Genomic DNA, 25,687 nt, shown 5'->3' with positions numbered 1-25,687 from the left:
GCAAGCCCTGATGCCCCAACATCACCCCCTGACCCGGATGCCGGCGCTGCGCACCATCTTCGCGCTGATCTTCCGCGAGATGTCGACCTCTTACGGCAAGTCGCCGGGCGGGTTCATCTGGACCGTGCTGGAGCCGGTGGGCGGCATCGCGCTGCTGACCATCATCTTTTCGCTGGGCGTGCGGGTGCCGCCGATGGGGTCCAGCTTTGCGCTGTTCTATGCCTCGGGGCTGCTGCCCTTCATCATGTTCCTCGACATCAGCCGCAAGATCGCGCAATCGCTGTCCTTCTCGAAGCAGCTGCTGTTCTATCCCGGCGTGACCTTCGTCGATGCGATCATCGCGCGCTTCGTGCTGGCCTGCATGATCCAGGCGCTGGTCTTCGTGATCGTGCTGACCGGCATCATCTATTACGACGATATCGAGCTGATCGTGAACCTGCCCCGCATCATGCTGGCCTTCCTGATGGCCGCCGGGCTGGCGCTCGGCGTGGGCTGCATGAACTGCTTCCTGATGCGGCGCTTTCCCGTCTGGGCCAACATCTGGGGGATCATCACCCGGCCGCTGTTCCTGCTGTCGTGCATCTTCATGTCCTTCGACAGCATTCCGATGCCCTATCGCGATTATGTCTGGTTCAACCCGCTGATCCATATCGTCGGCACCAGCCGCTCGGGGTTCTATTCGACCTATCGCGCCGAATATGTCGAGCCGCTCTATGTCATCACCATCGCCGCGGTGCTGTTCGCCGCCGGCCTGGCGCTGCTGACCAAATGGCACCGCGATCTGGCGCAGCGATGAAATGCGCGGCCATGGCGGTGCCATGGCCAAGCCCGGAAGCCGGCCCTTGCGCCGGACCGAAATACCCGCCCCAGCGACGGCATCCCCGTGCCGTGCCAGGGTCTTGGCCAGCCCGTCACCCCCGCAGCGAAAGCGGGACCGCCGGGCTTGGTTTCCGGATTGATCCGGAAAGGTAAGATACTGATTTTTTTGTTTATACATAATCCTCCTCCCCTCCCTATTGCCGTCGCGTCTGCGGCAGGTGAAACCTCTCAAGGAAAAGCTGCTCCCATGACCGAAACAAGCGCCAACACCAACCTCTTCCAGCCCTCCCCAACCCCCGTCTCGGTGCGCCTGGCCAAGAAGCTGTTGCCCGAAGCCCTGCTACGTTATGTCCGCCGCCGCGGCGAGGTGGCCAGCCAGCGCATCACCATCGTCAGCTTCTATACCGAGGGCGGCTATTACGAAGAAAAGGCCAACGAGCTGCGCGCCCGCTGCGACGAGCTGGGCATGCTGCACGACATCCAGCCCATCACCTTTCCCGAAGGCACGAGCTGGAGCGAGATCTGCCGCGCCAAGGTCCGCTTCTATCGCAAGATGCTACTCAAGCATCGCAGCACGATCATGTGGGTCGACGTGGACACCAAGCTGCTGCGCAATGTCGATAACCTGGCCAGCCGCGCCTATGACATCGCGGCCTTCATGCGCGGATTCCGCTTCCTGCCGCAGGAAAATTTCTCGCTTTACGCCCGCCGCTTCCATCCGGGCTATCTGATCCTGAACTACACCCGCGAGACGCTGGAACTGCTTTACGAATGCAAGCGGGTCGAACGCGAAACCGAGGGCGATTTCACCGACGACTACATCCTCGAAGAGGCCTTCCGGCGCACCAGCGCCCGGCCGCGGCTGCTTGTGCTGTCGCCCAATGACGTCGTCCGCCCGCAGGATTCTGAAAATCCCGGCGCCTACTTCCTGCATGGCGACAGCGGAAACGTCAAGGAATTCAAGGGAAAGGTGCTTCAGCACACCCCCGACATCATGCGTCCCGAAAGCCAGAAGGCGGTCATTCTGGACCTGATCTCCGACGCGGCCCGGGCGGGGCGGCGGACGCTGGTCTGCGACTATTTCCACGCCCTGCTGTCGCGCGATCCCGAGGATTACGCCAGCTATCACCGGCTGCTCGAGATCTCGGCCAAGTTCAAGGACCCTTCGGTGCTGAAGGCCAATCTGGCGCGCTATCGCGACAACGAGCATCTTCACCCCTATGCGCTGCGCTTCCAGCTCTTGCAGGCGATCGATCAGAAGGCATGGGCCCGCGCGGACGAGCTGTTCTCCGAGATCCTGCTGACCGGCAACGAGGCGGTCATCAGCTTCTCGCGCAGCCGGCTGTTCCGCGCCTCGCTCGACCGGCGGGCGGAACAGCGCGGCATCGAGCCCTCGCGGCGGGTCAAGCTGTTCTGGTGGGAACAGCCCTATCCCGGCAACCTGGGCGACATCGTGAACCCCTATATCGTCGAGAAGGTCACCGGCATTCCCCCGGAATGGGCGGGCCGCGGCATCGGGCTCTGCGCCATCGGTTCGGTCATCAAATACGCCCGCGAGGGCAGCCGGGTCTGGGGCAGCGGCACGCCGAATTCTCGCGACACCCTGGCGGCAGGGGCGCATTATCACGCGGTGCGCGGCCCGCTGACCCGCGACCTGGTCATCGCCAACGGCGGCACCTGCCCCGAGGTCTATGGCGATCCGGCCTGGCTGCTGCCGATCCTCTATCCGCGCACGGCCAAGCCGCGCCACAAGACCGGGCTGATCCTGCATTTCACCCATGAAGAGATGGCGACCCCGGTCGATCCGGCCGTCAAGCGCATCGACATCCGCCGTCTCGGCTATGACGAGATCGAGGCCTTCCTGGACGAGATGCACGATTGCGAGCGCATCGTCTCCTCCTCGCTGCATGGCGTGATCATCGCGCAGGCCTACGGCATTCCCGCCTGCCTGGCGACGGTCACCTCGTCCAGCACCCAGATCCACGGCGACGGCATCAAGTTCGACGACTATTACCAGTCGATCGGCCATGAGCGCGCGCCCGAGGCGGTGGACCTGTCGCAATTCGCCGGCCTTGATCCGGACACCATCCCGGCCGAGCGTTTCCTGCTGGCCCGCAAGCCCATCGACATCGCGGCCCTGCTGGCGGCGGCGCCCTTCGAGGCCCTGCCCGAGGTGACCCGCGCCGCCGGGGAATGGATGGCAAGCTGGCAGGCCGGACCCGTCCCGGCCAGGACCTGAAAGAACCCGATATATGGATCAATCCCACAAAGAGGGCGAACCGGCCCCCACCCCTGTCGCCGCCCCCGCCGGGGCCGGGGAAAGCCGGTTCGCCGTCACCTATCTGCGCGAGAACTCGCCGACCTGGGACCGCGCGCGGTTCCGGGCGGTGCTGGGAGGCGAGATCGAGCCCGAGACCCAGGCCGAGATCGGCCGGCGGCGGACGGCGCTGCGCAACTATGCGCCCAGCCCCCTGCACCGTTCTTACGGCGGCAAGTCCCATGCCGGGCGCGAGGGGCCGGGCCTGGTCACCTCGGACATTCTGGCGATCTCGCCCGCCTATGGCGCCGTGCTCTACAATCTGGCGCGCAGCATCGAGGCGGGGCTGATCCTCGAGGCAGGCGCGGGTTTCGGCATTTCGTCGATGTATCTGGCCGCGGCCGCCCGCCGGGCCGAAGGCGGCACGCTGCTCTCCTTCGAGATCTCGGATTATGCCGAGATCGCCCAGGCTTCGGTCAACCTGATCGATCCCGGCTCGCGGGTGGTGCAAGGCGATTTCGCCTGTTTTCCCTCCTATCTGGCCGGTGCGGCCGAGGTGGATCTGGCCTTCATCGATGCGGTGCATGAAAAGGACGCCATGCTGCGCAGCTTTCGTTCCCTGATCGGTTGGATGGCGCGGCGATCCATGATCATCGTGGACGATCTGTCCTATTCCGAATCCTCGCGCGAGGCCTTTCGCTGCATGATGCGCATGGAGCACCATGATTTCGTCTGTATCGTGAATCGGCGGTTCGGAGTGCTGATCAAGGGATAGGCGGGTGCGCGTCGGAAAAACGCAACCAGAGCTTGCGAGTGATAGAAAAATAAAAGCCGGAAGGTAGGATTGTGAAGCGTATCTTTTTACATATCGGCCAGCCGAAGTGCGGGACGACCGCAATACAGCGGGCTTTTGCAGAACATAGTGATTCCGCGGAAAACCGCATTGTGTACTATCCTCGTAAAGGCCGGTATGTCAGGAAGCTGGTCGCACATCACAATCTGGCCTATGAACTATATGCGCCGAAATCGTTTCTACCGGCTCGTGGAAGCTGGGCGGATCTGGAGGAAGAGGTCAGGTCCACGGGCGCAGACAACATATTGCTGTCCAGTGAAGCCTTTAGAAGATTTCTGGCCAATACTGTTGCTGCGAAGTTCAGAAAGCATTTCGCCGATTATGATTGCAAGGTGATCCTCTATCTTCGTCCTCAATGGGACTATATAGAATCCGGATATAATCAGCTGCTCAGGTTTGGCCGACATAGCGGAACGATAGATGAATTCTACCAGGAGCAGGGGGCGAAGATAACGGAATACAAGGGCATCGTCACCGCTTGGGGAAAGGCGATAGGTCACGAAAACATCATCTGCCTGCCTTTCGACAAGGAAGCCAAGACGAATGGCATCGTCAGTCACATGCTGAAATATGCTCTCAAGCTGGATGTCGAGATGCCGGATTCCGATATCGTAAATAAGAGGTTTGGTCTGAAAGCATTAAGTGCTATCCGATATTGCTCGGGAAAATACATCCGTGAAACCGGAGAGATGGCACTTCCTGTCAGATACATCGTGATGATCTCCGATCTCTTTCGACACTACCCCGGAGAAGTCAATGATTTCACCTTCATGAAGCCGGAACTGCGTCGGAAAATCTATCAGGACTCGCTGGAAACCAATCATTGGCTTGCAGTACGCTACCGTGGATTCGCGACCTCGGAATTCCTTTCTTGCAGTCCCTCGGGAAAAGATAACACAGTCGCCGAACTACCCGCATTGACCAAGGAAGAGCGGGAAATATGTGACAGTCTTGTCCGAGCCGCTGCTAGAGGCCGGCTCGTATTGCGATACAGCAACGGACAACGTATCGCCCAGAAATGGTGGGAAGGCAGACCTTCGATCTTGAATCTCAGATCCTGGAAACCCGACAGAAGAGCTTTTCGGCCTGGTGAGCGACCCGGCTAGCCTTGCAGCCAGGCTGACGTCATCTGCTTATAAGACAGGCAAGATGTCGGAAGGTCTTCCTTACTCTTAAGCGCGGCTGACCCCAAATCCGACTTACCGCTGCACGACCCGGAGCGCGCAGTTCAGGAGCGACATGATGAGAAAATTCGACGTCTTTGTCCACGGCGCCACTCCGTCGGGGATTTTCTCCGCCATCGTATGCGCGCGGGCGGGAAAATCCGTCGTGATTCAGGCACCGGAATCGTCAATCGGCGGCATGATCACCGGCGGCCTCGGCATCACGGATGCTCCGCATCGATTCAAGAACTGGGCCGGCGGGGTCGTCGAGGAATTTACCGACGCGGTTTCCTCGATCACCGGTTATAACGCTTCAAGCTTCCTGCAGTGGAACTTTCCGCCTTCCGTGGCGCACCGGGTATTGTCCCGGATGATCCGTGCAGAACCGAATATCGTTCTGGCGTTGGGTGAAACCATCACGCAGGTCATCCGCAATGAGATCGTGGACCAGGACGGCCAACCGGACAGCGCCGTTGCGGAACGCGGAACCCGCATCGCCGCGATAGCCACGGAAGGATGTTCCTGGCTGCGAAAGCCGGGAAAAGGCGGGCTCTATGCCGCAAAGGTCTATATCGATGCCAGCTATAATGGCGGCCTCATGGCTGCCGCAAACGTGCCCTGGAGAATTGGCCGCGAGGCGGCCTCGCAATTTGGCGAAGACTATGCGGGCGCCAATCCCGGCTGCGTCACCGAGCGCACTTACGATGTCGTCGATGAGAAAGGCAATCTCACCAAATACGGCGGCTGGCGCGCATTCGAACCCAAGGGCAGCGCCGATCGCAGAAGCATGGCGATGGGCTTCAGGAATTGCATCACCAACATTCCCGGCGATTCCAACCTGAGATTTCCTGCTCCTCCAGGGTTTGATATAAGAGATTTCTCTGACGAAGTCAGATTAGCGCAGAAAGCAGGAAGCATCAGAATAAATACTCGCGAGCATGCTTATCGTCCTATATACAGGGCAACCTATGATGCTGAAAAGGCAAAGCTCGCCATTCCAAACTTCTTGCAACTCGGTGAGCAAGAACGGCAGAATACTTGGTTGAGACTTTCCAGCATCAAAGAGATGACGGAATATCGCGACAAATTTTCGGCCAATGGCAGCGATATTCGCGGAGAAGTCTCATCGGAATACTCTGAAGCAACTGATAAGCGCCGACATGAGATTCGCGAGTTTTTAGCCTATCGAGAACTGGGAAGGCTGCATATCTTTCAGCAGCGATTCGAGGTTCCACAAGTAGTAAGACGAAATTTTTCTATGTGGGGGCTCTGTGCTGACGAGTGGCAGGACGACTATATCCTCACCCCTGGCTGGCCTTCCGAACTTTATCAACGGGAAGGTCGTCGTCTTGTTGGACAGGTAACGATCAATTTTTGGCACGCAGTGTACGAGGTGAATTGGGAGGATAGTATTGCTGTAGGACAGTACATCCTTGATTCAAAGGCTAAAACACAGACAGCGCGCCCATTCGGAGGTACGAAATTTGAAGGACATTTGGCAGTAAAGACCTTTCAAGACGCCAATGGGGCCGAGGTGCATGCGGGAAATGCAAACTACATCACCGTTCCGCTGCGGGCGGTGGTTCCTCCGGTCGGGGAATGCGACAACCTTATCGTCAGTTGGGGCATATCGGCCAGCGAGGTTGCCTTTACCGCCATCAGGCTGGAGCCCTTCCTGTCCGCAGTGGGCGAAGCCTGCGGCCATGTCGCGCTGACCAGTCTGGAAATGGAGGTTCCGCCGGCGAAACTGTCTTACGCGCCGGTTCAGAATCGCCTCAAGAAGGCCGGCCTGACGATTACTCGCTTCTGATGCTTCTGATGTTCAAGAACAGGATGGCAAGAAACATGGATAACGTCAAAAAGGCGGGCCGCAGGGAAACGCAAGCCTTCACGACCGGAGGCCCGGGCTTGACGATCGTTTCGCCGGATGGCCGTTCCGGTGCGGCGCATTTCATCGTCGAAAGCCCGAATTTTCCCTTCGGAATCGGCGATGTGGATATTTCCAGTGACCAGGAACAGGCCATCGAACTGCAGGCGCAGGGGAAATATATCATCGACAATATCACCATCTGGGCCCCTGCGCGCATTGAGCCGGGCGCCGCGCTGTTGACCCTTCGAACGCTCGACCAGAAAAGAGGCGGCGGCCTGCTGCTGGTGGAAAATGCGGATCTGGGCAGGCTGGCCGAAAAGAATGCCATCCATGATTTCCCGATCCGGCTGGGAGAATGGCAGGAGGCGCCGTATCTTTACGCGCAGGTTTCGCCGCAAGGAATTGGCACGGTCCGGGTCCAGATTTACGGCCGCATTCTTTCCCTCGCGGACCATCACGCGCGCAGCTCCTATCGGGATCGCCTTCGGTAAAGCCCGAGCGGGCGCCTTGCTCTGTCGCATGGATATTTCCCACCGCCGCAAGCGCCGCTTTTGATTAATATGTATATGATACATTTGTCTGCATTTCGACGCTTTCTGGCGCTCTCTAAAATATCATTCTGATTACGGCTGAAACTTGGTTATTGTCGCAAGCGTAATCGAACTGTGTCGTTCACCAGCACGAAGGTTATCCGCAGGAACAGTTCCGACAGGAATTCAGGATGCTGGATGCAGTCAGAAGGCTCTGCCGGGTCGTGGCACAGGAAGGCGTCACCGGTGCCATCAACCGGGTCCGATACCGTCGCGACGACCGGCTGATGCGCGAGATCAGCGCCCCTTCCGGCCAGCCCATGGCGCTTGCCGGCCAGGGGGCGCTGAAGGCGCGGTTTCAGGCCGAGCTTGCGCGCCACGGGCTTCTGGCCGCCGCCTCGGCCGGCTGCCGCACGATCGTTTTCAACCCCGGCGCTGCCGAGCTTGGCGCGGGGGATCTGGCCGCGGCCGTGCTGGACGACGACTATCTTGCGGCGGCCGGACCGCAGGACGGCGCGATCCAGGCGCTGCTGGCATCGGGCTGCGCGATGATCGTCGGTTCGGAGGAAGGCCTGCGCCGCGGGCTGGCGCTGGGGGCGGCGCTGCCCGACATCACCCTGGTCCCCGACCGGGCTCCGGGACACCAGACAAGGCTGGCCATCGGGCGCTGGCTCGCCTATGCCGGCGCCCTTGATCCCGCCCGCTATCTGGAGGAGGTGCTGGCCTTTGCACCGCCGATCGGCGACCGCGCGCATATCTGCATCAGCCTGCCGGAATATCTGCAAAGGCGCGACAGTTTCCGGCAGGGCAATCCGGCCGGCTTCCGCTTCTTCGACGGCATCCGCCTGCTGCCCGCCTGGAAGGGCTGCGCCTGGAGCTACAAGACCGTCGCCGCCAAGGCGCTGCAATCCGGGGCGGAGCGCCTGACCATCTGCGAGGACGACGCCTTCTTCAGCCCGGATTTCCCGCAATATTGCGCGGCGATCCACCGTTATCTGGACCGCGCCGACTGGGACGTCTTCAACGGCGTGATGACCCGGATCGACGGCAAGCCCAAGATCAGCCTGCGCAGGCGGCTGGGCGACAACCACATCATCCACACGCCGCACATGATGGGCATGGTGTTCAACGTCTATAACCGCATCGCGCTGGAATGGATGGCGGACTGGTCCCCCGATGCCGGGGATGCGAGCACGAATACCATCGACGAATGGCTCAACAGCATGCCGGGGCTGCGGGTGGTCTCGGCCGTGCCCTTCATCGCCGGCCATCGCGAGGACGTGCATTCCACCATCTTCGGCTTCAAGAACCAGCGCTACAGCGGCATGATCCGCGCGACCGAGCGCGAGATCCTGTCGCAGGTCGAATCCCGCTGACTGCCCGGGCGGCGGATCACCCGGCCGTCTTCCCCTGCCCGGGCAGCTTGCGGCGATATCCGGCGATCTTGCGGCGCAGCCGTGCCCGGATGAAGGTGGCCGAGGGCCATTGCCGGAACCGTGCCTGACGCAGTTCCACCACCGACCGGCCCCGGATCTCGTGCGCGGGGACACCGTGCCGGTCGGCAAGATGGGCCATCATGGCGGCCGCGGCCCCCAGTTCCATCCAGGTCGGCTCCATGCGGATCGAACTGAAGGCGACATGGCTGGCCGAGACGCCGCAGACCGAGAAGAAGTTCCGGCAATCATCGGGATGCGCCAGGATGATCCAGCCCGGCAGGGCATAGCGATGGGCGCTATGTGAAAAGAACATCCCCTCGCGCAGGACATTGGTCCCGGTGTGGTTCACCTGCCAGCGCACCGGCTTGCAGTCCAGATGGTATTTGCCGATGCAGATGGCGTCGGCCGGATCGCCGCCGCCGCCTTCGATGTCCTGCTGGCGAAAGACATGCGCGCCGACAAGCCTGCGGCCCTCGCGCACATAGACCTCGGGGGGCAGATGGCCCGAATCGGCATATTCGTCCGCGGGCAGGCCGAACTGGCCGAAAAACCGCCGCAGGCGGACGGGCACCGAATCGTCGTTCTGGATGAAGTGCAGCAGCGCCTGGGTATAACGCGCGAAATCCTGGGTCAGCGCCTTGCGGCGCTCCATCGAAGCATTCACCCATTCCTGCGTCAGCGCCGGATTGTTCAGCGGCGCGGCCGGGCCGGAATTCATGTCGAACTTGCCGTTCGGCAGCTCGTTCAGCTTGAAATAGGCCGATTGGAAGGTCGTGCCCTGCATCGGGATGGCTTTCGAGGTGATCCGCCCGGCCCGGATCAGCAGCCCAAGGCGGCGGAACAACGCGAAGTTGCGGAAATCGAAATCCTCGGGCGCGGTGATCGGCAAGCGGTTTTCGGGCCGGTTGGTCAGCGTGGGGCGGATGCAATAGCTTTGCAGCCGGTCGTCGCCCGTTCCCGGTTCGGCAGGGGGCGACCAGGGCAGGACATAGGGCAGCGGCCGGCCATCCTGCCGCGGGTCGATCGCCGCCTTGGGCTGCCAGGGCAGAAGCGGGCCGAACGGCTGCCGTCCGGCCAGGCTTTCGCCGAACTCGCTGGCGGATTCGCGGCCCAGCCGGTGACGGATGCCGGCAAGGTGCATCAGGTCGCCCTCGTAAGAGGCATCGACCCACCAGCGTGACGACACCTGCCGGCCGTCGCTCAGCCGGCATTCCGCCAGGCGCGGTCCCTCGCGGCGGATGCCGCCGATGTCGCAATGCAGCGCCAGTTCGACGCCGCTGCGCGCCAGCATGGCGCGAAAGACCTTCAGCGCCATGCTGCTTTCGATGCGGACCGGCAGGTGCGGCATGGCATATTCGTCGCGCACCGCCCGGAAGAACTCCAGCGGAACCCCGGTGATCAAGCCGCTGTTGAGCGTGTCGGCGGCGTTCAGCCCCGAGGTCATCATGCCGCCCACCCGCCCCGAGGGCTCGACCAGCAGGGTGCGCAGCTTCAGCCGCGCGGCGGTGATCGCCGCGACGATGCCGGCGGGCGTGGCGCGATAGACCAGGAAATCATAGGGCTGGCTGACGGTCATGGCCGGCTTTCGTGCCACAGATCCGTGCGGATGGAAAGCCGCCCTGCCGGTTTTTCCGGCGGCGTCTCGATGGGGGAATGCATTTTTGATTTACTAGTATGCAAGTATGCGATACTTTACTGCTCGGGAGGTGATTCATGTCCATGCAGCCGAATATCGACTTCACGCTTTCGACCGCGCCGCAGGTCCATGAATGGCTGCGCGATGCGATCCTGCGCGGCGCCCTGCCCCCCGGCACCCGCCTGAGCGAGACCGAGATCGCCAACCAGATCGGCGTCAGCCGCCAGCCGGTGCGCGAGGCCTTCATCCGCCTGACCTCGGACGGGCTGGCCGAGGTGCGGCCCCAGCGCGGCACCTATATCAGCCGCATCTCGCTTTCGGCGGTGCTCTCGGCGCGGCTGATCCGCGAGGCCGTGGAAAGCGATCTGGTCCGCATGCTGGCCGAACAGGCCGACGAGCGGCTGCTGACCCGCCTGGATGCCGAGATCGACGAGCAGCGCGAGGCCGTGGCGCGCGACGATGCCGAAACCTTCGTCCGGCTCGACGACCGCTTCCACCGCCTGCTTGCGGTGGCGGCCGGGCAAGAGGCGGTCTGGGTCGTGCTGGAGGGGCTGAAGTCGCAGATGAACCGTCTGCGCTACATCACCGCGCGCACCTTCGACATCCAGAAGCTGATCGGCCAGCATGCCGAGATCGTCGAGGGCCTGCGCAATCACGACCCGGCCCTGGCCGAGCAGGCCATGCGCCGCCATCTGCGCGAGTTGCTGAACGACCTGCCCGAAATCTCGCGCAGCCGCCCCGAACTTTTCATTCCCTGACCCGCATCATCCCGGAGGAGAACGATGATCACCCTGAACCGTCGCCGCTTTGCGGCGCTGGCCGTGGCATGCCTGACCGCCGCTTCCGCCATGGGCGCCTCTGCCGCCGAACTGACGCTGAAGCTCGGCCATCTCGCCAACGAACAGAACTCCTGGCACAAGGCGTCGCTGAAATTCGCCGAGGAACTGGCGACACTGACCGAGGGCCGCATCGCCGTCGAGGTCTTTCCCAACGACTCGCTGGGCCGCGAGATGGACCTCATCAACGGCATGCAGCTGGGCACGGTCGAGATGACCATCACCGGCGAAAGCCTGCAGAACTGGGCGCCCATGGCGGCGCTGCTGGCCATTCCCTATGCCTACCAGTCGCTTGAACACATGGACGAGGTCGCCGGCGGCGAGATCGGCAAAGAGATCGAGGCGCAGATCATCGAACGCGCCCAGGTCCGCCCCATCGCCTATTTCGCCCGCGGCGCGCGCAACCTGACCGCCAACCGCGCCATTACCAGCCCGGCCGAGCTGAATCGCATGCGCATGCGGGTGCCGAACGTGCCGCTGTTTGTCGACACCTGGACCGCGCTCGGCGCGCAGCCGACGCCGATGGCCTTCTCGGAGGTGTTCACCTCGCTGCAGAACGGCACCATCGACGGGCAGGAAAACCCGCTGGCGCTGATCCAGGCCGCCTCGCTGAACGAGGTGCAGAGCCATGTGAACCTGACCGAGCATGTGCGGGGCTGGATCTATCTGACCGTGGCCGAGCAGGTCTGGCAGCGCCTGTCCGAAGAGGATCAGGGCCACATGCTGGAAGCCGCCCGCCGCGCCCAGGAGTTCGAGCGCCAGCAGTTCCTGCAGGACGAGGACGCCATCCGCGCCGATCTGGAGGCCAAGGGCATGACCTTCGTCGAAACCGATCAGGCGGCCTTTGCCGAGGGCTCGCGCGAGGCTGTCATCAACAGCGTCGACGAAAGCATCCGGCCCATCGTCCAGGACCTGTTCAACAATTAACCGGCCCGGTCGCGGCGCGCACCGCGCATGCCGCGACTTGCCGACAAGGGTTTGAAGCAGATGAAAAATCTGGCTCTAATGCAACGCATTCTCGCGGCGGTCTGCCGGTTTGCGGTGGGCATCGCCTTCTTCGTGCTGATCGCGGTGGTCACGCTGCAGATCACCACCCGGACCTTCGGCCTGCCCTCGCCGGTCTGGACCGAGGAACTGTCGCGCTACCTGCTGCTCTACATGACCGCCTTCGGCATCGGCCTGTCGCTGATGACGGGCGAGCTGGTGAACGTGGACCTGCTGCAAGAGACGGTCTCGGAAAGCAAGGCCTGGTGGATGCGCCTGATCGCGGCGGTCTGCACGGCGGCGCTTGGCGCGGTGATGGTCTGGCCGGCCTGGAAATTCACCCAGATCGGGGCCTTCCAGCGCGCGCCCAGCCTGCGCTGGCCGATGGACATCATCCACGCCTCGGTGCTGGTGCTGTCCGTCCTGCTTTGCCTGTTCGCCCTGCTGCGCGTGATCGGCATGATCGCCGGCACCGATGACGGGCGGCCCCACCTTGCCGAGGAAGCCTGATCCATGGACCTTTTCCTGCTTCTGACCACCTTCATCGTGACGCTGGCGCTTGGCGTGCCGGTCGCGGTCTGCTTGGGGCTGGCCTCGCTGGCCTATATCCTGTCGGCGGGCCTGCCGGTCGTCATCATCCCGCAGCGCATGTATGCGGGCATGGACGTCTTCGTGCTGCTCTGCATTCCCGGCTTCATCCTGGCCGGCAACCTGATGAATTTCGGCGGCATCACCGAACGCATCATCCGCCTGGCCAATGCCATGGTGGGCTGGATGCGCGGCGGGCTGGCCATGGCGAACGTCGCGGATTCGATGATGTTCGGCGGCGTCTCGGGCACGGCGGTCGCCGATGTCGCGGCGACCGGCGGCGTGATGATCCCCGGCATGAAGAAATCCGGCTATCCCGGCGATTTCGCTGCTGCGATCACCGCCGCCTCGGCCACGGTTGGCCCGATGCTGCCGCCCAGCGTGCCGATGATCATCGTCGGCGCCCTGTCGGGCATCTCGGTCGGCCAGCTGTTCCTTGCCGGCGCGGTGCCGGGCGTGCTGATGGGCATCGGCATGGCGATCACCTGCTATATCCTGGCCGTGCGCCGCAACTATCCGCGCCAGCAATGGCAGGGCTTCGGCGAGCTGGTCGCGGCCTTCCTCGCCGCCTTCTGGGCGCTGGCCATGACCGGGCTGATCATCGGCGGGTTGCTGACCGGCATCGCCACCCCGACCGAGACCGCCATCGTCGCCTGCCTTTACGCCTTTGTCGTCGGCGCCTTCGTCTATCGCGAGTTGCCGATCCGCGCGGTGCCGCGCATCGTCGTCAACAGCGCCGTCTCCTCGGCCGGCATCCTGGCGCTGGTGGGTTTCGCCAATGTCTTCGGCTCGATCCTGGCCTCCGAGCGCATCCCGCAGATGCTGGTCAGCAGCGTGCTGGCGATCACCGACAACCCGATCCTGGTCATCCTGCTGATCAACGTGCTGCTGCTGTGCATCGGCATGTTCATGGAGACCATCGCCGCGCTGATCATCCTGTTCGTGCCGCTGCTTGGGCTGGCGACCAGCGTCGGCATCGAGCCGCTGCATTTCGCCACCTTCGCGGTCCTGAACCTGATGATCGGCCTGACCACGCCGCCGGTCGGGGTCTGCCTGTTCGTCGCCTGCAACATCGCCCGCGAGCCCTTGGCCAAGGTGATCAGCGCGGTCATTCCCTTCCTGATCTCGAACATCATCGTGCTGCTGCTGGTCTCCTATTACCCGCCCTTCGCAACCTGGCTGCCGACGACGCTGATGGGGAACTGACATGACCGGGAACATCGCCTGCCGCCTGCATGCGGCCCACGACCTGCGGATCGAGCCCCTGCCCGATCCGCAACCCGCCGAGGGCGCTGCCCTGATCCGCGTGCTGCGGGGCGGCATCTGCGGCTCGGACCTGCATTACTACCATGACGGCGGCTTCGGCCCGGTCCGGGTGCGCGAGCCCATCGTGCTGGGCCACGAAGCCGCGGGCGTTGTCGAGGCCGCGCCCGAAGGCTCGGGCCTCGGGGCCGGCCAACTGGTCGCGCTGTCGCCCTCGCGCCCCTGCGGCGAATGCGAATATTGCCGCGCGGGCGCCGAGCGGCATTGCCTGGTCATGCGCTTCAACGGCTCGGCCATGCGCTTCCCGCATGAGAACGGCTTCTTTCGCAGCCGGCTCTATCATCCCGTCGGGCAGTGCCTGCCGCTGCCCGACGGGGCAGACGCCGCAGCCGCGGCGGGGGCCGAGCCGCTGGCCGTCTGCCTGCACGCGCTGAGCATGGCGCCCGACCTGGCCGGCCAGCGGGTGCTGGTCACCGGCGCCGGGCCCATCGGCGCGATCTGCACCGCGCTGGCCCGCCTGCGCGGCGCGGCCGAGATCGTGGTGACGGATGTGCAGGACTTCACGCTGGACATCGCCCGCCGCATGGGCGCCGACCGGGCGGTGAACGTGGCCGAACAGCCCGACGCGCTGGCCGATCTGGCCGAGGGCAAGGGCCGCATCGACGTGGTGCTGGAATGCTCGGCCAATCCCCATGCCATCGCGCAGGCCATCGGCGTGACGCGGCCGCAGGGCACCGTGGTGCAGATCGGCGTTGGCGGCACCCTGCCCCTGCCCCTGAACCTGATCGTCGCCAAGGAGCTGCGCCTGGTCGGCACCCACCGCTTCGACCGCGAGTTCGCGCAGGCCGTGCGCATGATCGGCGCGGGCGAGATCGACCTGTCGCCCATGGTCACGCAAGTCCTGCCCGCGGCCGAAGCGCAGCGCGCCTTCGATCTTGCCGGCGACCGGGCGCAGGCGGTCAAGGTGCAGCTGGATTTCGGGGTCTGAACCCATGCCGGTCATCACCGAGATCGAGGATCTGCGCCGCCTGCACCGGCGGCGCGTCCCGCGCATGTTCTACGATTACGTGGATGTCGGCGCCTGGACCGGCGGCACCTATCGCGCCAACCGCGCCGATTTCGAACGCATCCTGCTGCGCCAGCGCGTGGCCCGGAACATCGACGCCCGAACCCTTGCCACCACCATGTTGGGCCAGCCGGTCTCGATGCCCCTGGCCCTGGCTCCGGTGGGCCTGTTGGGCATGCAGCACCCGGACGGAGAAATCCACGCCGCCCGCGCCGCGCAGGCCGCCGGCGTGCCCTTTACGCTATCGACCATGTCGATGTGTTCGCTGGAGGATATCGCGCAGGCGACGGGGGCGCCGTTCTGGTTCCAGCTCTACACCCTGCGGGACGAGGAGTTCCTGGAGAACATCCTCGACCGCGCCCGCCGGGCCGGGGTCACGGCGCTGGTGCTGACGCTGGACCTGACCATCCAGGGCCAGCGCCACAAGGATCTGAAGAACCGCATGACCGCGCCGCCCCGGCTGACGCTGCCGAACCTGATCGACATCGCCCTGCATCCCCGCTGGGCGTTGGGGATGCTGGGCACGCGTCGGCGCAGCTTCGGCAATATCGTCGGCCATGCCCGGGGCGTCGAAAGCCTGGGCGACCTGATGGACTGGACCGCGCGCCAGTTCGACCAGCGGCTGGACTGGAATCGGGTCGAGCAGATCATCCGCAAATGGGGCGGGCTGGTGATCCTCAAGGGCATCAACGACCCCGAGGACGCGCGGCGCGCGCTGGATACCGGCTGCGACGCGATCCTGGTCTCGAACCATGGCGGGCGGCAGCTGGACGGCGCCCCCTCGACCATCCGCACGCTGCCCGCGATCCGCCGGGCGGTCGGCCCGGACTTTCCGCTTTATCTCGACGGCGGCATCCAGTCGGGACAGGAGGCGCTGAAGGCCATCGCCAGCGGCGCGAACGGCGTCTTTGTCGGCCGCGCCTTCACCTATGGGCTGGGCGCCATGGGGCAAAGGGGCGTCGAGGCGGCGCTGGCCATCCTGCGCCGCGAAATGGACATCACCATGGCGCTTTGCGGCGTCAACGACATCAAGGATTTCGGTCCCGGCTGCCTGTGGCCCGACGACCGCGGCAATGCCGCCTGAAGAACAAGGAAAACGTGAATGCGACATACCTGGCGCTGGTTCGGCCCCAAGGATCGGGTCTCGATCGACGACATGCTGCAGGCGGGGGTGCAGGGCGTTGTGACCGCCCTGCACCACGTCCCGACCGGAACCGTCTGGCCCCCCGAGGAAATCGCCCGCCGGCAGGCCGAGCTGGCGGTGATGACCGACGGCGCGCCCTCGGGCCTGAAATGGGAGGTGGTCGAAAGCCTGCCGGTCAGCGAGGCGATCAAGACCCAGACCGGCGACTGGCGGGCGCATGTCGCCAACTGGATCACCTCGATGCGGCACCTGAAGGAGGCGGGGATCGAGGTGATCTGCTACAATTTCATGCCGGTGCTGGACTGGACCCGCACCGACCTGGCCTGGCGGCGCCCGAACGGCGCGCGCTGCATGCGCTTCGACTTCACCGATTTCGCCGCCTTCGACATTCATATCCTGCAGCGCAAGGGCGCGGCCGAGGATTTCCCCGAGGAGGTGCGCGAGGAAGCCGCCCGCCGCTTCGCCCGGATGGACGAGGCCCGGCGCGAAGAGCTGGCCGGCAACGTGGTCTTCGGCCTGCCCGGCGCGGCCGAGCATTTCACCCTGCAGGACGTGCGGGCGCTGCTGGACAGCTATGCCCCCGTCACCGACGCGGTGCTGCGTCGGCATTTCCACGACTTCCTGGAACAGGTCGTCCCCGTCGCGCAAGAAATCGGGGTGCGGCTGTGCTGCCATCCCGACGACCCGCCCTTCGGCCTGCTGGGCCTGCCGCGCGTCATGTCCACCGAGGCGGATTACGCCGAGCGCATGGCCGCCGTGGATCTGCCGGCGAACGGCATCACGCTCTGCTCGGGCTCGCTGGGGGCGCGGCCGGACAACGACCTGCCGGGCATGATGGCGCGGCTGGGCGACCGGGTGCATTTCCTGCACCTGCGCAACGTGCGCCGCGACACGGACGCGATCCGGGGCTCGTTCTTCGAGGACGAGCATCTGGGCGGCCAAACCGACATGGTGGCGCTGGTCGCCGCCGTCCTGCGAGAGGAGGCCAAGCGCCGCGCCGCCGGCCGCGCCGATGCCGTGATCCCGATGCGCCCCGACCACGGGCAGGACATCCTGGACGATATCGGCCGCGGCGGCCAGCCCGGCTATCCCGCCATCGGCCGGCTCAAGGGCCTGGCGGAACTGCGCGGGGTCGAACTGGCGCTGAGCCACGGGGCGCGGCCATGAGTCCGCGCCTGACCGGACTGGCCGACCTGCCGCCCGGAGTCGCGCGGCCGCGCTATGACCGCGCGGCGCATGGCATGGGCATCCTGCATCTGGGGCTGGGCGCCTTTCACCGCGCGCATCAGGCGGTTCATACCGATGACGCGCTGGCGGCCGAGGGCGGCGACTGGCGCATCCTCGGCGCCAACCTGCGCAGCCGCGACGTCCCGGATGCGCTGAACGCGCAGGACGGGCTTTTCACCGTGCTGGAGCGGTCCGAAAGCGACCGGGCGCGGGTGATCGGCGCGCATGGCCCGGCCATCGGCGGCGACGCAGCGGCGATCCTGCGCGCAGCCTGTGATCCGGCGATCCGCATCCTGTCACTGACCGTCTCGGAAAAGGCTTACGGGATCGACCGCGCCGCCATGGATGCCGATCCGGCCCATCCGGCGGTGGCCGCCGACCTGGCGCAGCCGCAGGCGCCGCAGGGCGTGCTGGGCATCATCACCGCGGCCCTGGCGGCGCGGCGCGAGACCGGGGCCGCACCCTTCACGGTGCTCAGCTGCGACAACCTGCCGGACAACGGCGCCTTGCTGCGCGCCGGCGTGCTGGGCTTTGCCCGCCGCCGCGATCCCGGCCTGGCGGGCTGGATCGCCGATCATGCCGCCTTTCCGGCGACCATGGTGGACCGCATCACCCCGGCCACGACCGAGCGCACCCTGGCCGATGTCGAGGCGCTGACCGGCCATCGCGACCTGGCCTGCGTCGAGACCGAGCCCTTCAGCCAATGGGTGATCGAGGACCATTTCCCGCAAGGCCGCCCGGCATGGGAGGCCGGCGGCGCGCTGTTCGTCCAGGACGTGCGCCCCCATGAGGCGATGAAGCTGCGCATGCTGAACGGCAGCCATTCGCTGATCGCCTATGCCGGGCAGCTGCTGGACCTGCTCCATGTCCGCGACGTCATGGCCGATCCGGCGCTGACGGCGCTGGTCCGTCGCCACATGCGGGCGGCGGGCGCGACCCTGCCGCAGGGCGCCGGGCTCGACCCCGAAGCCTATGCCGCGGCGCTGCTGGCGCGCTTCGCCAACCCGGCCATCGCCCACCAGACCCGCCAGATCGCCATGGACGGCACCGAAAAGCTGCCGCAACGCTGGTTCGCCCCCGCGGCCGGGGCGCTGCAGGCCGGCGGCGACGCCCGCCCCTTCGCCTTCGCCACCGCGATCTGGCTGGCCTGGCTGGCGGCGCAGCAGCAGGCCCCGGACGATCCGCGCGGCGCGGTGCTGCTGGACCTGGCCCGCAAGGCGGGCGAAGACGACGCGACCCTGACCCGTTCGGTCCTGACGCTGCCGGGACTGGCGCCGCCTGCGCTGGTCGGGGATGCCGGCTTCACCGAGGCGGTGTGCCGGACCGTCACCCATATCCGCCGCAACGGGCTGCGCGCGGCCATGGCGAAGGAACTGGCATCGTGACCGGCCAGGCGATCCTTTCCATCGGCGAGGCGATGGTCGAGCTGTCGCCCTCGGGCCGGGACGGGCTGTGGCGGCTGGGCATCGCCGGCGACACGCTGAACACGGCTTGGTATCTGCGCCGCCTGCTGCCGGCGGATTGGCGCGTCGCCTATTGCAGCCGCGTCGGCACCGGCGAGTTCTCGCAGCAGATGGTCGATTTCCTGACCGCCGAGGGGATCGACGCCGCCCATGTCGGGCGCGACCCAAGCCGCGAGATCGCGCTCTACGCCATCTCGCTGAAGGATGGCGAGCGCAGCTTCAGCTATTGGCGCGACACCTCGGCGGCCAAGGGGCTGGCCGACGATCCGGCCGCGCTGGTCGCGGCGCTGCAAGGCGTGGCCATCGCCTATGTCTCGGGCATCACCCTGGGCATCCTGCCCGAGGCCGGCCGCGCCGCACTGATCGCGGCGCTGAAGGCCGCCCGTGCGGCGGGCACACAGGTGGTCTTCGACACCAACCTGCGGCCCAAGCTGTGGCCGGACATCCCCACCATGCGCCGCGAGATCGAGGCGGCGGCGGCCATCGCCGACCTGGTCCTGCCCAGCTTCGACGACGAGCGCGGCTTCTTCGGCGATGCCGATCCGCAGGCGACGGTGGCGCGCTACCTCGCTTGCGGGGCCGGGCAGGTCGTGGTCAAGGCCGGCGGCGATCCGGTGCTCTATGGCGGGAACGAGGGCGCGGGGCTGGTCGAGGACCTGCCGCGCGAGGTGCCGGTGGACACGACCTCGGCCGGGGACAGCTTCAACGCGGGCTATCTGGCGGCCCGGCTTCGGGGCGCCGACATCCCCGCCGCGATCCGCGCCGCCCACGATCTGAGCCGCAGGGTCATCCGCCATCGCGGCGCGCTGGTGCGCGAGGCGTTGCCCCCGGGGCCGGCCGATTAGCGCCGCGCCCTGCCCCGCAGCTGACCCGCGGCCCCCTGGCCCGGGCCGGTGGCGGACCGGCCTGCACCGCGCCCGCGCAGCAGCCGCGCCAAGGCGATGCCGGCCAGCATGGCCGCGACGAAGACCACCGGCTCGGGGCGCAGCAGGCCAAGCGCCGGGATCGCGCCGCCCGGGCAAAAGCCGGCGATGCCCCAGCCGATCCCGAACAGCGCCGAACCCCCGACCAGAGCCGCATCGATGTCGCGCCGGGCCGGCAGGTGGAAGCGGTCGCCGCAGAGCGGCGCGGACCGCTTCAGCACCATGCGGTAGCCGATGAAGGTCACCGCTAGGGCGCCCCCCATGACAAAGGCCAGCGAAGGGTCCCAGCTGCCGGCGAGGTCGAAGAAGTTCAGCACCTTGGCCGGGTTTATCATGCCCGATACGGCGATCCCGGCGCCGAAGATCAGGCCGATCAGCAGGGCGGAAAGCACAGGCATCTCAGAACCCCCCGATCACATGGCGAATGACATGGACGGTGACGCCGGTGGCCAGCATGAAGGTCAGGGTGGCCACGACCGAACGCCGGGAAAGCCGCGCCATGCCGCAGACGCCGTGCCCCGAGGTGCAGCCGCCGCCGATGCCCGCCCCCAGCCCGACGGCGAAGCCGCCGATCGCCGTCCAGATCGGCGGCGACGGGCTGGCGAAGGGGATCGCCATGCCCGCCACCGCCGCCAGCAGCAGCGGCGCGACCGCCGCCCCCGCCAGAAAGGCCAGCCGCCAGCCGCGCCCGCCTGCCTCGGGGCCGGATGCCGGTCCCAGCAGACCCGAGACGATCCCGGTCATGCCGGCGATGCGCCCGTGCAGCGCCATCAGCAGCACCGCCGCCAGCCCGATCAGCGCCCCGCCCAGGGCGGATTGCCAGGGCGTGAACTCGGTCATTCCTTGCCCCCCCGGCGGATGCCCAGCAGCGACCAGACCGGGCAAAAGCGTATCGCGCCGGTGACCAGCAGCACCAGGCCGGCGACCACCGATACCCAGGTCCACAGGCTGGACAGCCCGACGAGGAACGGCAGGACCACCAGCAGGACGCCGAGGATCAGCCGCAGGACGCGTTCGGGGGTTCCGATATTGATCTGCATCTCTTGTTCCTTTCTCACTCCCAGGGGGCCTGCAGCAGGCCGAGCGGGATCTTAAGATAGCGCCTTCCATTGGATTCGGGCTCGGGCAGGCGCCCGGCATTGATGTTGACCTGCAGGGCATGCAGGATCAGCTTGGGCATCGGCAGGGTCCGGTCGCGGGCCTCGCGCGCGGCGACGAATTCCGCCTCGCTGCGATGTCGCGCCATGTGGATGTTTGCGGTCTTCTGCTCGGCCACCGTCGATTCCCAGCGCGGCTCGCGCCCGCCCTCGCAATAGTCGTGGCCGGTGAAGAGCCGCGTGTCGTCCGGCAGGGCCAGGATGGCCTGGATCGAGCGCCACAGCCCATGCGCGTCGCCGCCGGGGAAATCGGCGCGGGCGGTGCCGCTGTCGGGCATGAACAGCGTGTCATGCACGAAGGCCGCGTCGCCGATCACATAGGTGATCGAGGCCAGCGTATGGCCGGGCGAGAACATCACGCGCGCCGGGATATTGCCGAGCTCGAAGCTTTCGCCCTCGGCGAAAAGCCTGTCCCATTGCGAACCGTCCGTCGGGAAGTCGGGCCAGTTGTAATAGCCTTTCCACAGTTTCTGCACCTCCACCACCTTCTCGCCGATGGCGGTGGGCGCGCCGGTCTTGCGCCTGAGATAGTCGGCGGCCGAGAAATGGTCGGCATGGGGATGGGTGTCCAGGATCCACTGCACCTCATAGCCCTTCTCGGCGATGAAACCGAGGATGCGGTCCGCCTCGATGGTCGCGGTGGCGCCGGATTTCTCGTCATAGTCCAGCACCGGATCGACGATCGCGCATTTCCCGGTTTCCGGATCGGCCACGACATATTGCACCGAACCGGTGCGGGACTCGTAAAAGCCGGTCACTTCAGGGGCATTGGCCATGGAATCGCCTCGCTTCTGCTGCATGTGTCGATGGGCATTCACGCCGGTTCGCAGATTGTCTATTCGATATTGCGAATATATGCAATGAAAAGCTTCGGCCCCGGGCAGGCGCCTCCCCCGGGGCCGCCCGCCCTGCTTTTGGTCGGCTGCCTCCAACTGGGGCGAGTGCCGGCGGTCAGCGGAGACAGGCGTCTTGCGGGGACCCGCAGGTTCGTCGCAGGGCGGGAACGGGTTCGCTTCGCAGGCGGACCGTCGCCGGGGCAAGCGGCCAGAGCCGCCAGGGGTGAAGCCGTATCGCAAAAGCCGGCCCATGGGCCCGTCCCGGCCCCTCGCCCCAGATAGGCGATGATCGCCTGCGCGATCACTCCCGCGCGGAGGCATGACGGGCCGGATTGCGTGATGCCGGTGGTCAGGACGGAAAGCGCAGTCGGGCGCCGCGGCCTGGCCGACCCGCCTGGGAAACCGCCGACAGAGGCATCCGCCGCGCGGGGCCTTCGAGGCCATGGGACGAGAAGGCAGGCAAAACGCATCAAAGCCGGCGCGGACGGCTTTCCGGGGCCAAGCAGCAAGCCATTGGTGCTTTCCTCCGCTGCCATAATGGGCTAAATCCCCGGACTGCGGGGCCGAGATGGCGCTGCCGCATCCCGAACCCCCTGCTCGAGACCAGACCCTGTGACCCAAGCCCTTCGCATCCCCTCTCTCCCCGGTCATGAAAAGTTCGGCTCCGGCTTGCAGGGCGGTTCTTCGAATCGTCAGATGCAAGGACCGGATTTCGTCTGGACCAAAAAGTGTCCTGCCAGCCATCAGCGTGCCATCTGAACCATGAAAGTGATCTGCCATATCGGCCACCCCAAGACCGCCTCGACATTCTTGCAAAATACCTGCGCCCAGAATGCGGGATGGCTGCGCGGCCATGGCATACTCTATCCGGACATGCTGGTGCCTGACGTCAATCACATCAGCCTGCTATATGCATGTGCGAACTATATCTCGGTCTTTGCGCGCGACTACGGTATTGAATCGCTAGAGGAGGCAAGAGAGTTTGGCACGAAGCTGAGCGCGCATCTGCGACGGCAAATCGACGAGGCGAACGGAGAAATCCATACCGTCCTGCTTTCCTCCGAGAACCTGACAGCCAATATCAGCGGCCCGCAGGGTGTCCAGAATCTCGCAGACTTTCTCTCCGAGATTTTCGACGAAGTCCGGATCCTGGTCTATCTGCGGCGGCAGGACGATGCCTTGCTCAGCATGTATGGGGAATACATGAGGCGCGGTTTTGGAGGCATGACCTTCGACAGCTTCGTCGATGAGGCGCTCGGCAATACCGTGATGGTCCCCTACATTTTCCACCGCAGGATTCTCGAATTCTGGAATGAATCCTTCGGTCGGGATCGGGTAACGGTGCGCATCTTCGACCGCGACGAGTTGGTAGGCCAAGACATCCTGACCGATTTCTTCGATGTCGTGTTTTCCGGAAACCCGCCCGACATGTCGCAGCTTCGGCGCAGCGCCAATGACAATACCGGACTGTCTGCGCCCGCGCTCGAATTCCTGCGTCAGATGCACCCCTTTATTTCTTATCATTGGAACGGAAAGCCCAACCCGCTGCGGCAAAGGCTGCAAGGACGGATCGAAACCCTGCCGGTCGAGCCGCGCGCACGTCTTTCGCGTGAACAGTCCGAGCGCATCATGGCCCGTTTTTCCAGCGCCAACGAATGGGTCAGGACAACGTATTTCCCGGACAAGCCGGCACCCCTTTTCCCCCCACGACGCAGGGAAGACCCGACCAGCAACCTCGGGCAAATCACCATCTCCGAATTCGCTCAGTTCACCGGACATATGTTGTTATGATCCAGCCCGAGTCTGTCCCCTTTCACACCCTGCAATTCCTGCTCTGGCCCGAGGTCGGGATATCGACCGAGCATCTGCTCTACATGCGGCTCGGCGGCGCGGCGGCCTATTCCGGCGCGACGCGCAGCATCTGCTTTTCCGCTGGCGGACTGGCGGAGTTCAACACCGCCGCCAATCTGTTCAACCTGGGGAAATGGCGCCGGCATTGCGGACTTTCCGACCTCGGCCTGCGGCTCGAGGGCGAAGGGCGGTTCGAACTCGTGGTGTTCCAGGTCCTCGCGGAACGCTCGTGGGAGCGGCCGGTGAACGAGATCGTCGAGCTGACACCAGGCCAGCCCTTCCGGCTGGACCTGACCCCGCTGCTCTTGCCCGAACCCGTGGGGCTGGTCTGCTTCTCGCTGCGCGCGCTTGGCGAGGGCAGGCTGGCCGGCGCCGCCTGGGAAAGCCGGCAGGCACCCAGGCGGCAACCGCAACTGGCGCTCTCCATCACCACCTTCCGGCGCGAGGAGGCGGTCCGCGCCAGCGTCGCCCGGTTCGAGTCCTTCATGGCCGAGACGCCGCTGGCACCGCATCTGCACCTGATCGTGGTCGATAACGGGCGTAGCGCGGGGATTCGTCCCTCGAACCATGTCACGCCCATCGACAACGAAAATCTCGGCGGTTCGGGCGGCTTCGCCCGCGGCCTGATCGAGGCCGAGGCCCGCGGCGCCACGCATTGTCTGTTCATGGACGACGACGCCTCGGTCCATATGGGCGCGGTCGAGCGGACCTGGACCTTCCTCGCCCATGCGACCGATCCCAGGACCGCCGTGGCGGGCGGCATGACCATGGCCAACCACCGCTGGGCGCTATGGGAAAGCGGCGCCCTTTTCGAACGGCACTGCCAGCCGCAATGGCTGGGCACCGACCTGCGCAATTTCGACCAGGTCTCGCGCATGGAAATGGAATCCACCGCGGACAAGCCGCAGAACTTCTATGGCGGCTGGTGGTATTTCGCCTTTCCCGTCGCCCTGACGAAATACCGGCCCTTCCCGTTCTTCGTGCGCGGCGACGATGTCAGCTTCTCGATCGCCAACGATTTCGACATCGTGACCCTGCCGGGGGTGGTCTGCTTCCAGGATGCCGATTTCTCGGACAAGGAATCGCTGCAGACGCTCTATCTGGACCTGCGCAGCCATATCGTGCATCACCTCGCCCTGCCGCAAATGGATATCGGCCTGTTCAAGACCCTGACCATGCCGGCCTGGTTCTTCCTGCGCAGCCTGTTCCAATGCCATTACGAAACCCTCGCGGCGCTGAACTTCGCGGTCGAGGACGTGATGCGCGGCCCGGCCTTCTTTGCCGCCAATGCCGACATGGCGGAACGGCGCGCGACCCTCGCCGCCTTGCGCAAGGACGAGGCCTGGGCGCCGCTTCGGGGCAGGCCGCCGCGGTCGCGCATCCGCTTCAACCCGCACCGGCTTCTGCCGCGGCTGTTGATGAAGGCCACGTTGAACGGGCATCTGCTGCCCTTCTTCCGGCTTTACGGCAACCAGCTGGTGCTGCGGTCGAGCCAGCGCGGCCAGATCCGCCACACCTGGGGGGCGGCCCGGATCACCTATCTCAGCGCCGACGGCAGCCAAAGCTTTACCGTGCGCCATTCCAAGCGCGCCGCGCTGCGCGAAGGCTGGCGGATGCTGAGGAACGGCTTGCGGCTGATGCGGGACTATCCCCGGCTCAAGGCGGAATGGCGCGAGGGCTATGCGGAACTCGCCAGCACCGGGTTCTGGACCGCCCGGCTGGGGATCGAAGCCCCGCCCGCCGCGCCCGGCACCACCCACATGGCTGCGCAATAAGCCGGCCCCA

The 25,687-nt window shown here is 65.3% G+C and carries 23 protein-coding genes; 18 read left to right on the top strand and 5 right to left on the bottom strand.

Annotated features, from left to right (window positions below):
* Positions 1 to 10: 10 nt before the first annotated feature.
* The 7 genes from LOS78_RS03875 to LOS78_RS03845 all read left to right on the top strand — a co-directional run bounded on the left by LOS78_RS03875 (position 11) and on the right by LOS78_RS03845 (position 8,868).
* Complete coding sequence (locus LOS78_RS03875) at positions 11 to 796, top strand: ABC transporter permease (protein WP_230375418.1); 786 nt, start codon at positions 11 to 13, stop codon at positions 794 to 796.
* Positions 797 to 1,066: 270 nt separating this feature from the next.
* Positions 1,067 to 3,058 (top strand): polysaccharide pyruvyl transferase family protein, encoded by a 1,992-nt coding sequence (locus LOS78_RS03870; RefSeq protein WP_230375414.1) that lies wholly within the window; start codon positions 1,067 to 1,069, stop codon positions 3,056 to 3,058.
* A gap of 13 nt (positions 3,059 to 3,071) precedes the next feature.
* A complete protein-coding gene (locus LOS78_RS03865; protein WP_230375411.1) occupies positions 3,072 to 3,851 on the top strand; it encodes a class I SAM-dependent methyltransferase in 780 nt (259 codons plus the stop codon).
* A 71-nt stretch (positions 3,852 to 3,922) separates the two neighbouring features.
* Positions 3,923 to 5,035 carry a sulfotransferase domain-containing protein gene (locus LOS78_RS03860; protein ID WP_230375409.1) on the top strand — a complete coding sequence of 371 codons (1,113 nt, stop codon included), beginning with the start codon at positions 3,923 to 3,925 and terminating at the stop codon, positions 5,033 to 5,035.
* 136 nt (positions 5,036 to 5,171) lie between these two features.
* Positions 5,172 to 6,902 carry an FAD-dependent oxidoreductase gene (locus tag LOS78_RS03855; RefSeq protein ID WP_230375405.1) on the top strand — a complete coding sequence of 577 codons (1,731 nt, stop codon included), beginning with the start codon at positions 5,172 to 5,174 and terminating at the stop codon, positions 6,900 to 6,902.
* A 35-nt stretch (positions 6,903 to 6,937) separates the two neighbouring features.
* Entirely contained in the window at positions 6,938 to 7,453 is a 516-nt protein-coding gene (locus LOS78_RS03850) for a hypothetical protein (protein ID WP_230375402.1), read from the top strand.
* Positions 7,454 to 7,683: 230 nt separating this feature from the next.
* Positions 7,684 to 8,868, top strand: a complete 1,185-nt coding sequence (locus tag LOS78_RS03845; protein ID WP_230375399.1) for a hypothetical protein — start codon at positions 7,684 to 7,686, stop codon at positions 8,866 to 8,868.
* 16 nt (positions 8,869 to 8,884) lie between these two features.
* Here LOS78_RS03845 and LOS78_RS03840 read toward each other — a convergent pair whose 3' ends face one another.
* Positions 8,885 to 10,504, bottom strand: coding sequence for an FAD-dependent oxidoreductase (locus tag LOS78_RS03840; RefSeq protein WP_230375397.1), 1,620 nt, complete (start codon positions 10,502 to 10,504; stop codon positions 8,885 to 8,887).
* 137 nt (positions 10,505 to 10,641) lie between these two features.
* On the opposite strand from LOS78_RS03840, the gene LOS78_RS03835 reads away from it, so the two are divergent.
* From LOS78_RS03835 to LOS78_RS03795, 9 genes are all read left to right on the top strand, one after another.
* Positions 10,642 to 11,322: a GntR family transcriptional regulator gene (locus LOS78_RS03835; protein ID WP_028713900.1), complete on the top strand. Its 681-nt coding sequence runs from the start codon at positions 10,642 to 10,644 to the stop codon at positions 11,320 to 11,322.
* Positions 11,323 to 11,346: 24 nt separating this feature from the next.
* Entirely contained in the window at positions 11,347 to 12,327 is a 981-nt protein-coding gene (locus LOS78_RS03830) for a TRAP transporter substrate-binding protein (RefSeq protein ID WP_028713901.1), read from the top strand.
* Positions 12,328 to 12,405: 78 nt separating this feature from the next.
* Positions 12,406 to 12,894, top strand: coding sequence for a TRAP transporter small permease (locus tag LOS78_RS03825; RefSeq protein WP_036698818.1), 489 nt, complete (start codon positions 12,406 to 12,408; stop codon positions 12,892 to 12,894).
* 3 nt (positions 12,895 to 12,897) lie between these two features.
* Entirely contained in the window at positions 12,898 to 14,178 is a 1,281-nt protein-coding gene (locus LOS78_RS03820; RefSeq protein ID WP_230375383.1) for a TRAP transporter large permease, read from the top strand.
* 1 nt (position 14,179) lies between these two features.
* Complete coding sequence (locus LOS78_RS03815) at positions 14,180 to 15,223, top strand: L-idonate 5-dehydrogenase (RefSeq protein ID WP_230375381.1); 1,044 nt, start codon at positions 14,180 to 14,182, stop codon at positions 15,221 to 15,223.
* A 4-nt stretch (positions 15,224 to 15,227) separates the two neighbouring features.
* On the top strand, positions 15,228 to 16,385 hold the full coding sequence (locus LOS78_RS03810) for an alpha-hydroxy acid oxidase (RefSeq protein ID WP_230375380.1): 1,158 nt from the start codon (positions 15,228 to 15,230) through the stop codon (positions 16,383 to 16,385).
* 18 nt (positions 16,386 to 16,403) lie between these two features.
* Positions 16,404 to 17,612, top strand: coding sequence for a mannonate dehydratase (uxuA, locus tag LOS78_RS03805; protein ID WP_230375378.1), 1,209 nt, complete (start codon positions 16,404 to 16,406; stop codon positions 17,610 to 17,612).
* Positions 17,609 to 19,057, top strand: a complete 1,449-nt coding sequence (locus tag LOS78_RS03800; RefSeq protein WP_230375375.1) for a mannitol dehydrogenase family protein — start codon at positions 17,609 to 17,611, stop codon at positions 19,055 to 19,057. Before uxuA ends, LOS78_RS03800 begins: the two co-directional genes overlap by 4 nt.
* A complete protein-coding gene (locus LOS78_RS03795) occupies positions 19,054 to 19,980 on the top strand; it encodes a sugar kinase (protein WP_230375372.1) in 927 nt (308 codons plus the stop codon). Before LOS78_RS03800 ends, LOS78_RS03795 begins: the two co-directional genes overlap by 4 nt.
* Here the strand turns inward: LOS78_RS03795 and LOS78_RS03790 are convergent.
* Genes LOS78_RS03790 through LOS78_RS03775 form a run of 4 tightly spaced genes read right to left on the bottom strand, consistent with a single transcriptional unit; the run spans position 19,977 to position 21,991 of the window.
* The gene (locus LOS78_RS03790; RefSeq protein ID WP_230375369.1) at positions 19,977 to 20,456 is read right to left on the bottom strand and encodes a DUF6691 family protein; all 480 of its coding nucleotides are present in this window, start codon (positions 20,454 to 20,456) and stop codon (positions 19,977 to 19,979) included. The two genes, LOS78_RS03795 and LOS78_RS03790, sit on opposite strands and share 4 nt — an antisense overlap.
* Before the next feature lies 1 nt (position 20,457).
* On the bottom strand, positions 20,458 to 20,898 hold the full coding sequence (locus LOS78_RS03785) for a YeeE/YedE family protein (protein WP_028713909.1): 441 nt from the start codon (positions 20,896 to 20,898) through the stop codon (positions 20,458 to 20,460).
* On the bottom strand, positions 20,895 to 21,098 hold the full coding sequence (locus LOS78_RS03780) for a DUF2892 domain-containing protein (RefSeq protein ID WP_028713910.1): 204 nt from the start codon (positions 21,096 to 21,098) through the stop codon (positions 20,895 to 20,897). The genes LOS78_RS03785 and LOS78_RS03780 overlap by 4 nt, the downstream gene beginning before the upstream one ends.
* A gap of 14 nt (positions 21,099 to 21,112) precedes the next feature.
* Positions 21,113 to 21,991 carry an MBL fold metallo-hydrolase gene (locus tag LOS78_RS03775; protein WP_028713911.1) on the bottom strand — a complete coding sequence of 293 codons (879 nt, stop codon included), beginning with the start codon at positions 21,989 to 21,991 and terminating at the stop codon, positions 21,113 to 21,115.
* Positions 21,992 to 22,813: 822 nt separating this feature from the next.
* Here LOS78_RS03775 and LOS78_RS03770 point away from each other — a divergent pair.
* Both LOS78_RS03770 and LOS78_RS03765 read left to right on the top strand, forming a co-directional pair.
* Positions 22,814 to 23,842: a hypothetical protein gene (locus tag LOS78_RS03770; protein WP_230375366.1), complete on the top strand. Its 1,029-nt coding sequence runs from the start codon at positions 22,814 to 22,816 to the stop codon at positions 23,840 to 23,842.
* On the top strand, positions 23,839 to 25,677 hold the full coding sequence (locus LOS78_RS03765) for a glycosyltransferase (RefSeq protein ID WP_230375358.1): 1,839 nt from the start codon (positions 23,839 to 23,841) through the stop codon (positions 25,675 to 25,677). Before LOS78_RS03770 ends, LOS78_RS03765 begins: the two co-directional genes overlap by 4 nt.
* The last annotated feature ends 10 nt before the right edge of the window (positions 25,678 to 25,687 follow it).

Origin of the sequence: Paracoccus sp. MA (genome assembly GCF_020990385.1) — a bacterium.
Taxonomy (GTDB): Bacteria; Pseudomonadota; Alphaproteobacteria; order Rhodobacterales; family Rhodobacteraceae; genus Paracoccus.
The sequence above is the reverse complement of the archived record's forward strand: the minus strand, read 5'-3'. Positions and strand labels throughout refer to the sequence as shown.

Bases quoted from the DNA above. Each gene is read 5' to 3' on its own strand.
- LOS78_RS03875 (WP_230375418.1), top strand. From the start codon at position 11: ATGCCCCAACATCACCCCCTGACCCGGATGCCGGCGCTGCGCACCATC.
- LOS78_RS03870 (WP_230375414.1), top strand. From the start codon at position 1,067: ATGACCGAAACAAGCGCCAACACCAACCTCTTCCAGCCCTCCCCAACC.
- LOS78_RS03865 (WP_230375411.1), top strand. From the start codon at position 3,072: ATGGATCAATCCCACAAAGAGGGCGAACCGGCCCCCACCCCTGTCGCC.
- LOS78_RS03855 (WP_230375405.1), top strand. From the start codon at position 5,172: ATGAGAAAATTCGACGTCTTTGTCCACGGCGCCACTCCGTCGGGGATT.
- LOS78_RS03850 (WP_230375402.1), top strand. From the start codon at position 6,938: ATGGATAACGTCAAAAAGGCGGGCCGCAGGGAAACGCAAGCCTTCACG.
- LOS78_RS03845 (WP_230375399.1), top strand. From the start codon at position 7,684: ATGCTGGATGCAGTCAGAAGGCTCTGCCGGGTCGTGGCACAGGAAGGC.
- LOS78_RS03840 (WP_230375397.1), bottom strand. From the start codon at position 10,504: ATGACCGTCAGCCAGCCCTATGATTTCCTGGTCTATCGCGCCACGCCC.
- LOS78_RS03835 (WP_028713900.1), top strand. From the start codon at position 10,642: ATGTCCATGCAGCCGAATATCGACTTCACGCTTTCGACCGCGCCGCAG.
- LOS78_RS03830 (WP_028713901.1), top strand. From the start codon at position 11,347: ATGATCACCCTGAACCGTCGCCGCTTTGCGGCGCTGGCCGTGGCATGC.
- LOS78_RS03825 (WP_036698818.1), top strand. From the start codon at position 12,406: ATGCAACGCATTCTCGCGGCGGTCTGCCGGTTTGCGGTGGGCATCGCC.
- LOS78_RS03820 (WP_230375383.1), top strand. From the start codon at position 12,898: ATGGACCTTTTCCTGCTTCTGACCACCTTCATCGTGACGCTGGCGCTT.
- LOS78_RS03815 (WP_230375381.1), top strand. From the start codon at position 14,180: ATGACCGGGAACATCGCCTGCCGCCTGCATGCGGCCCACGACCTGCGG.
- LOS78_RS03810 (WP_230375380.1), top strand. From the start codon at position 15,228: ATGCCGGTCATCACCGAGATCGAGGATCTGCGCCGCCTGCACCGGCGG.
- uxuA (WP_230375378.1), top strand. From the start codon at position 16,404: ATGCGACATACCTGGCGCTGGTTCGGCCCCAAGGATCGGGTCTCGATC.
- LOS78_RS03800 (WP_230375375.1), top strand. From the start codon at position 17,609: ATGAGTCCGCGCCTGACCGGACTGGCCGACCTGCCGCCCGGAGTCGCG.
- LOS78_RS03790 (WP_230375369.1), bottom strand. From the start codon at position 20,456: ATGCCTGTGCTTTCCGCCCTGCTGATCGGCCTGATCTTCGGCGCCGGG.
- LOS78_RS03785 (WP_028713909.1), bottom strand. From the start codon at position 20,898: ATGACCGAGTTCACGCCCTGGCAATCCGCCCTGGGCGGGGCGCTGATC.
- LOS78_RS03780 (WP_028713910.1), bottom strand. From the start codon at position 21,098: ATGCAGATCAATATCGGAACCCCCGAACGCGTCCTGCGGCTGATCCTC.
- LOS78_RS03775 (WP_028713911.1), bottom strand. From the start codon at position 21,991: ATGGCCAATGCCCCTGAAGTGACCGGCTTTTACGAGTCCCGCACCGGT.
- LOS78_RS03770 (WP_230375366.1), top strand. From the start codon at position 22,814: ATGAAAGTGATCTGCCATATCGGCCACCCCAAGACCGCCTCGACATTC.
- LOS78_RS03765 (WP_230375358.1), top strand. From the start codon at position 23,839: ATGATCCAGCCCGAGTCTGTCCCCTTTCACACCCTGCAATTCCTGCTC.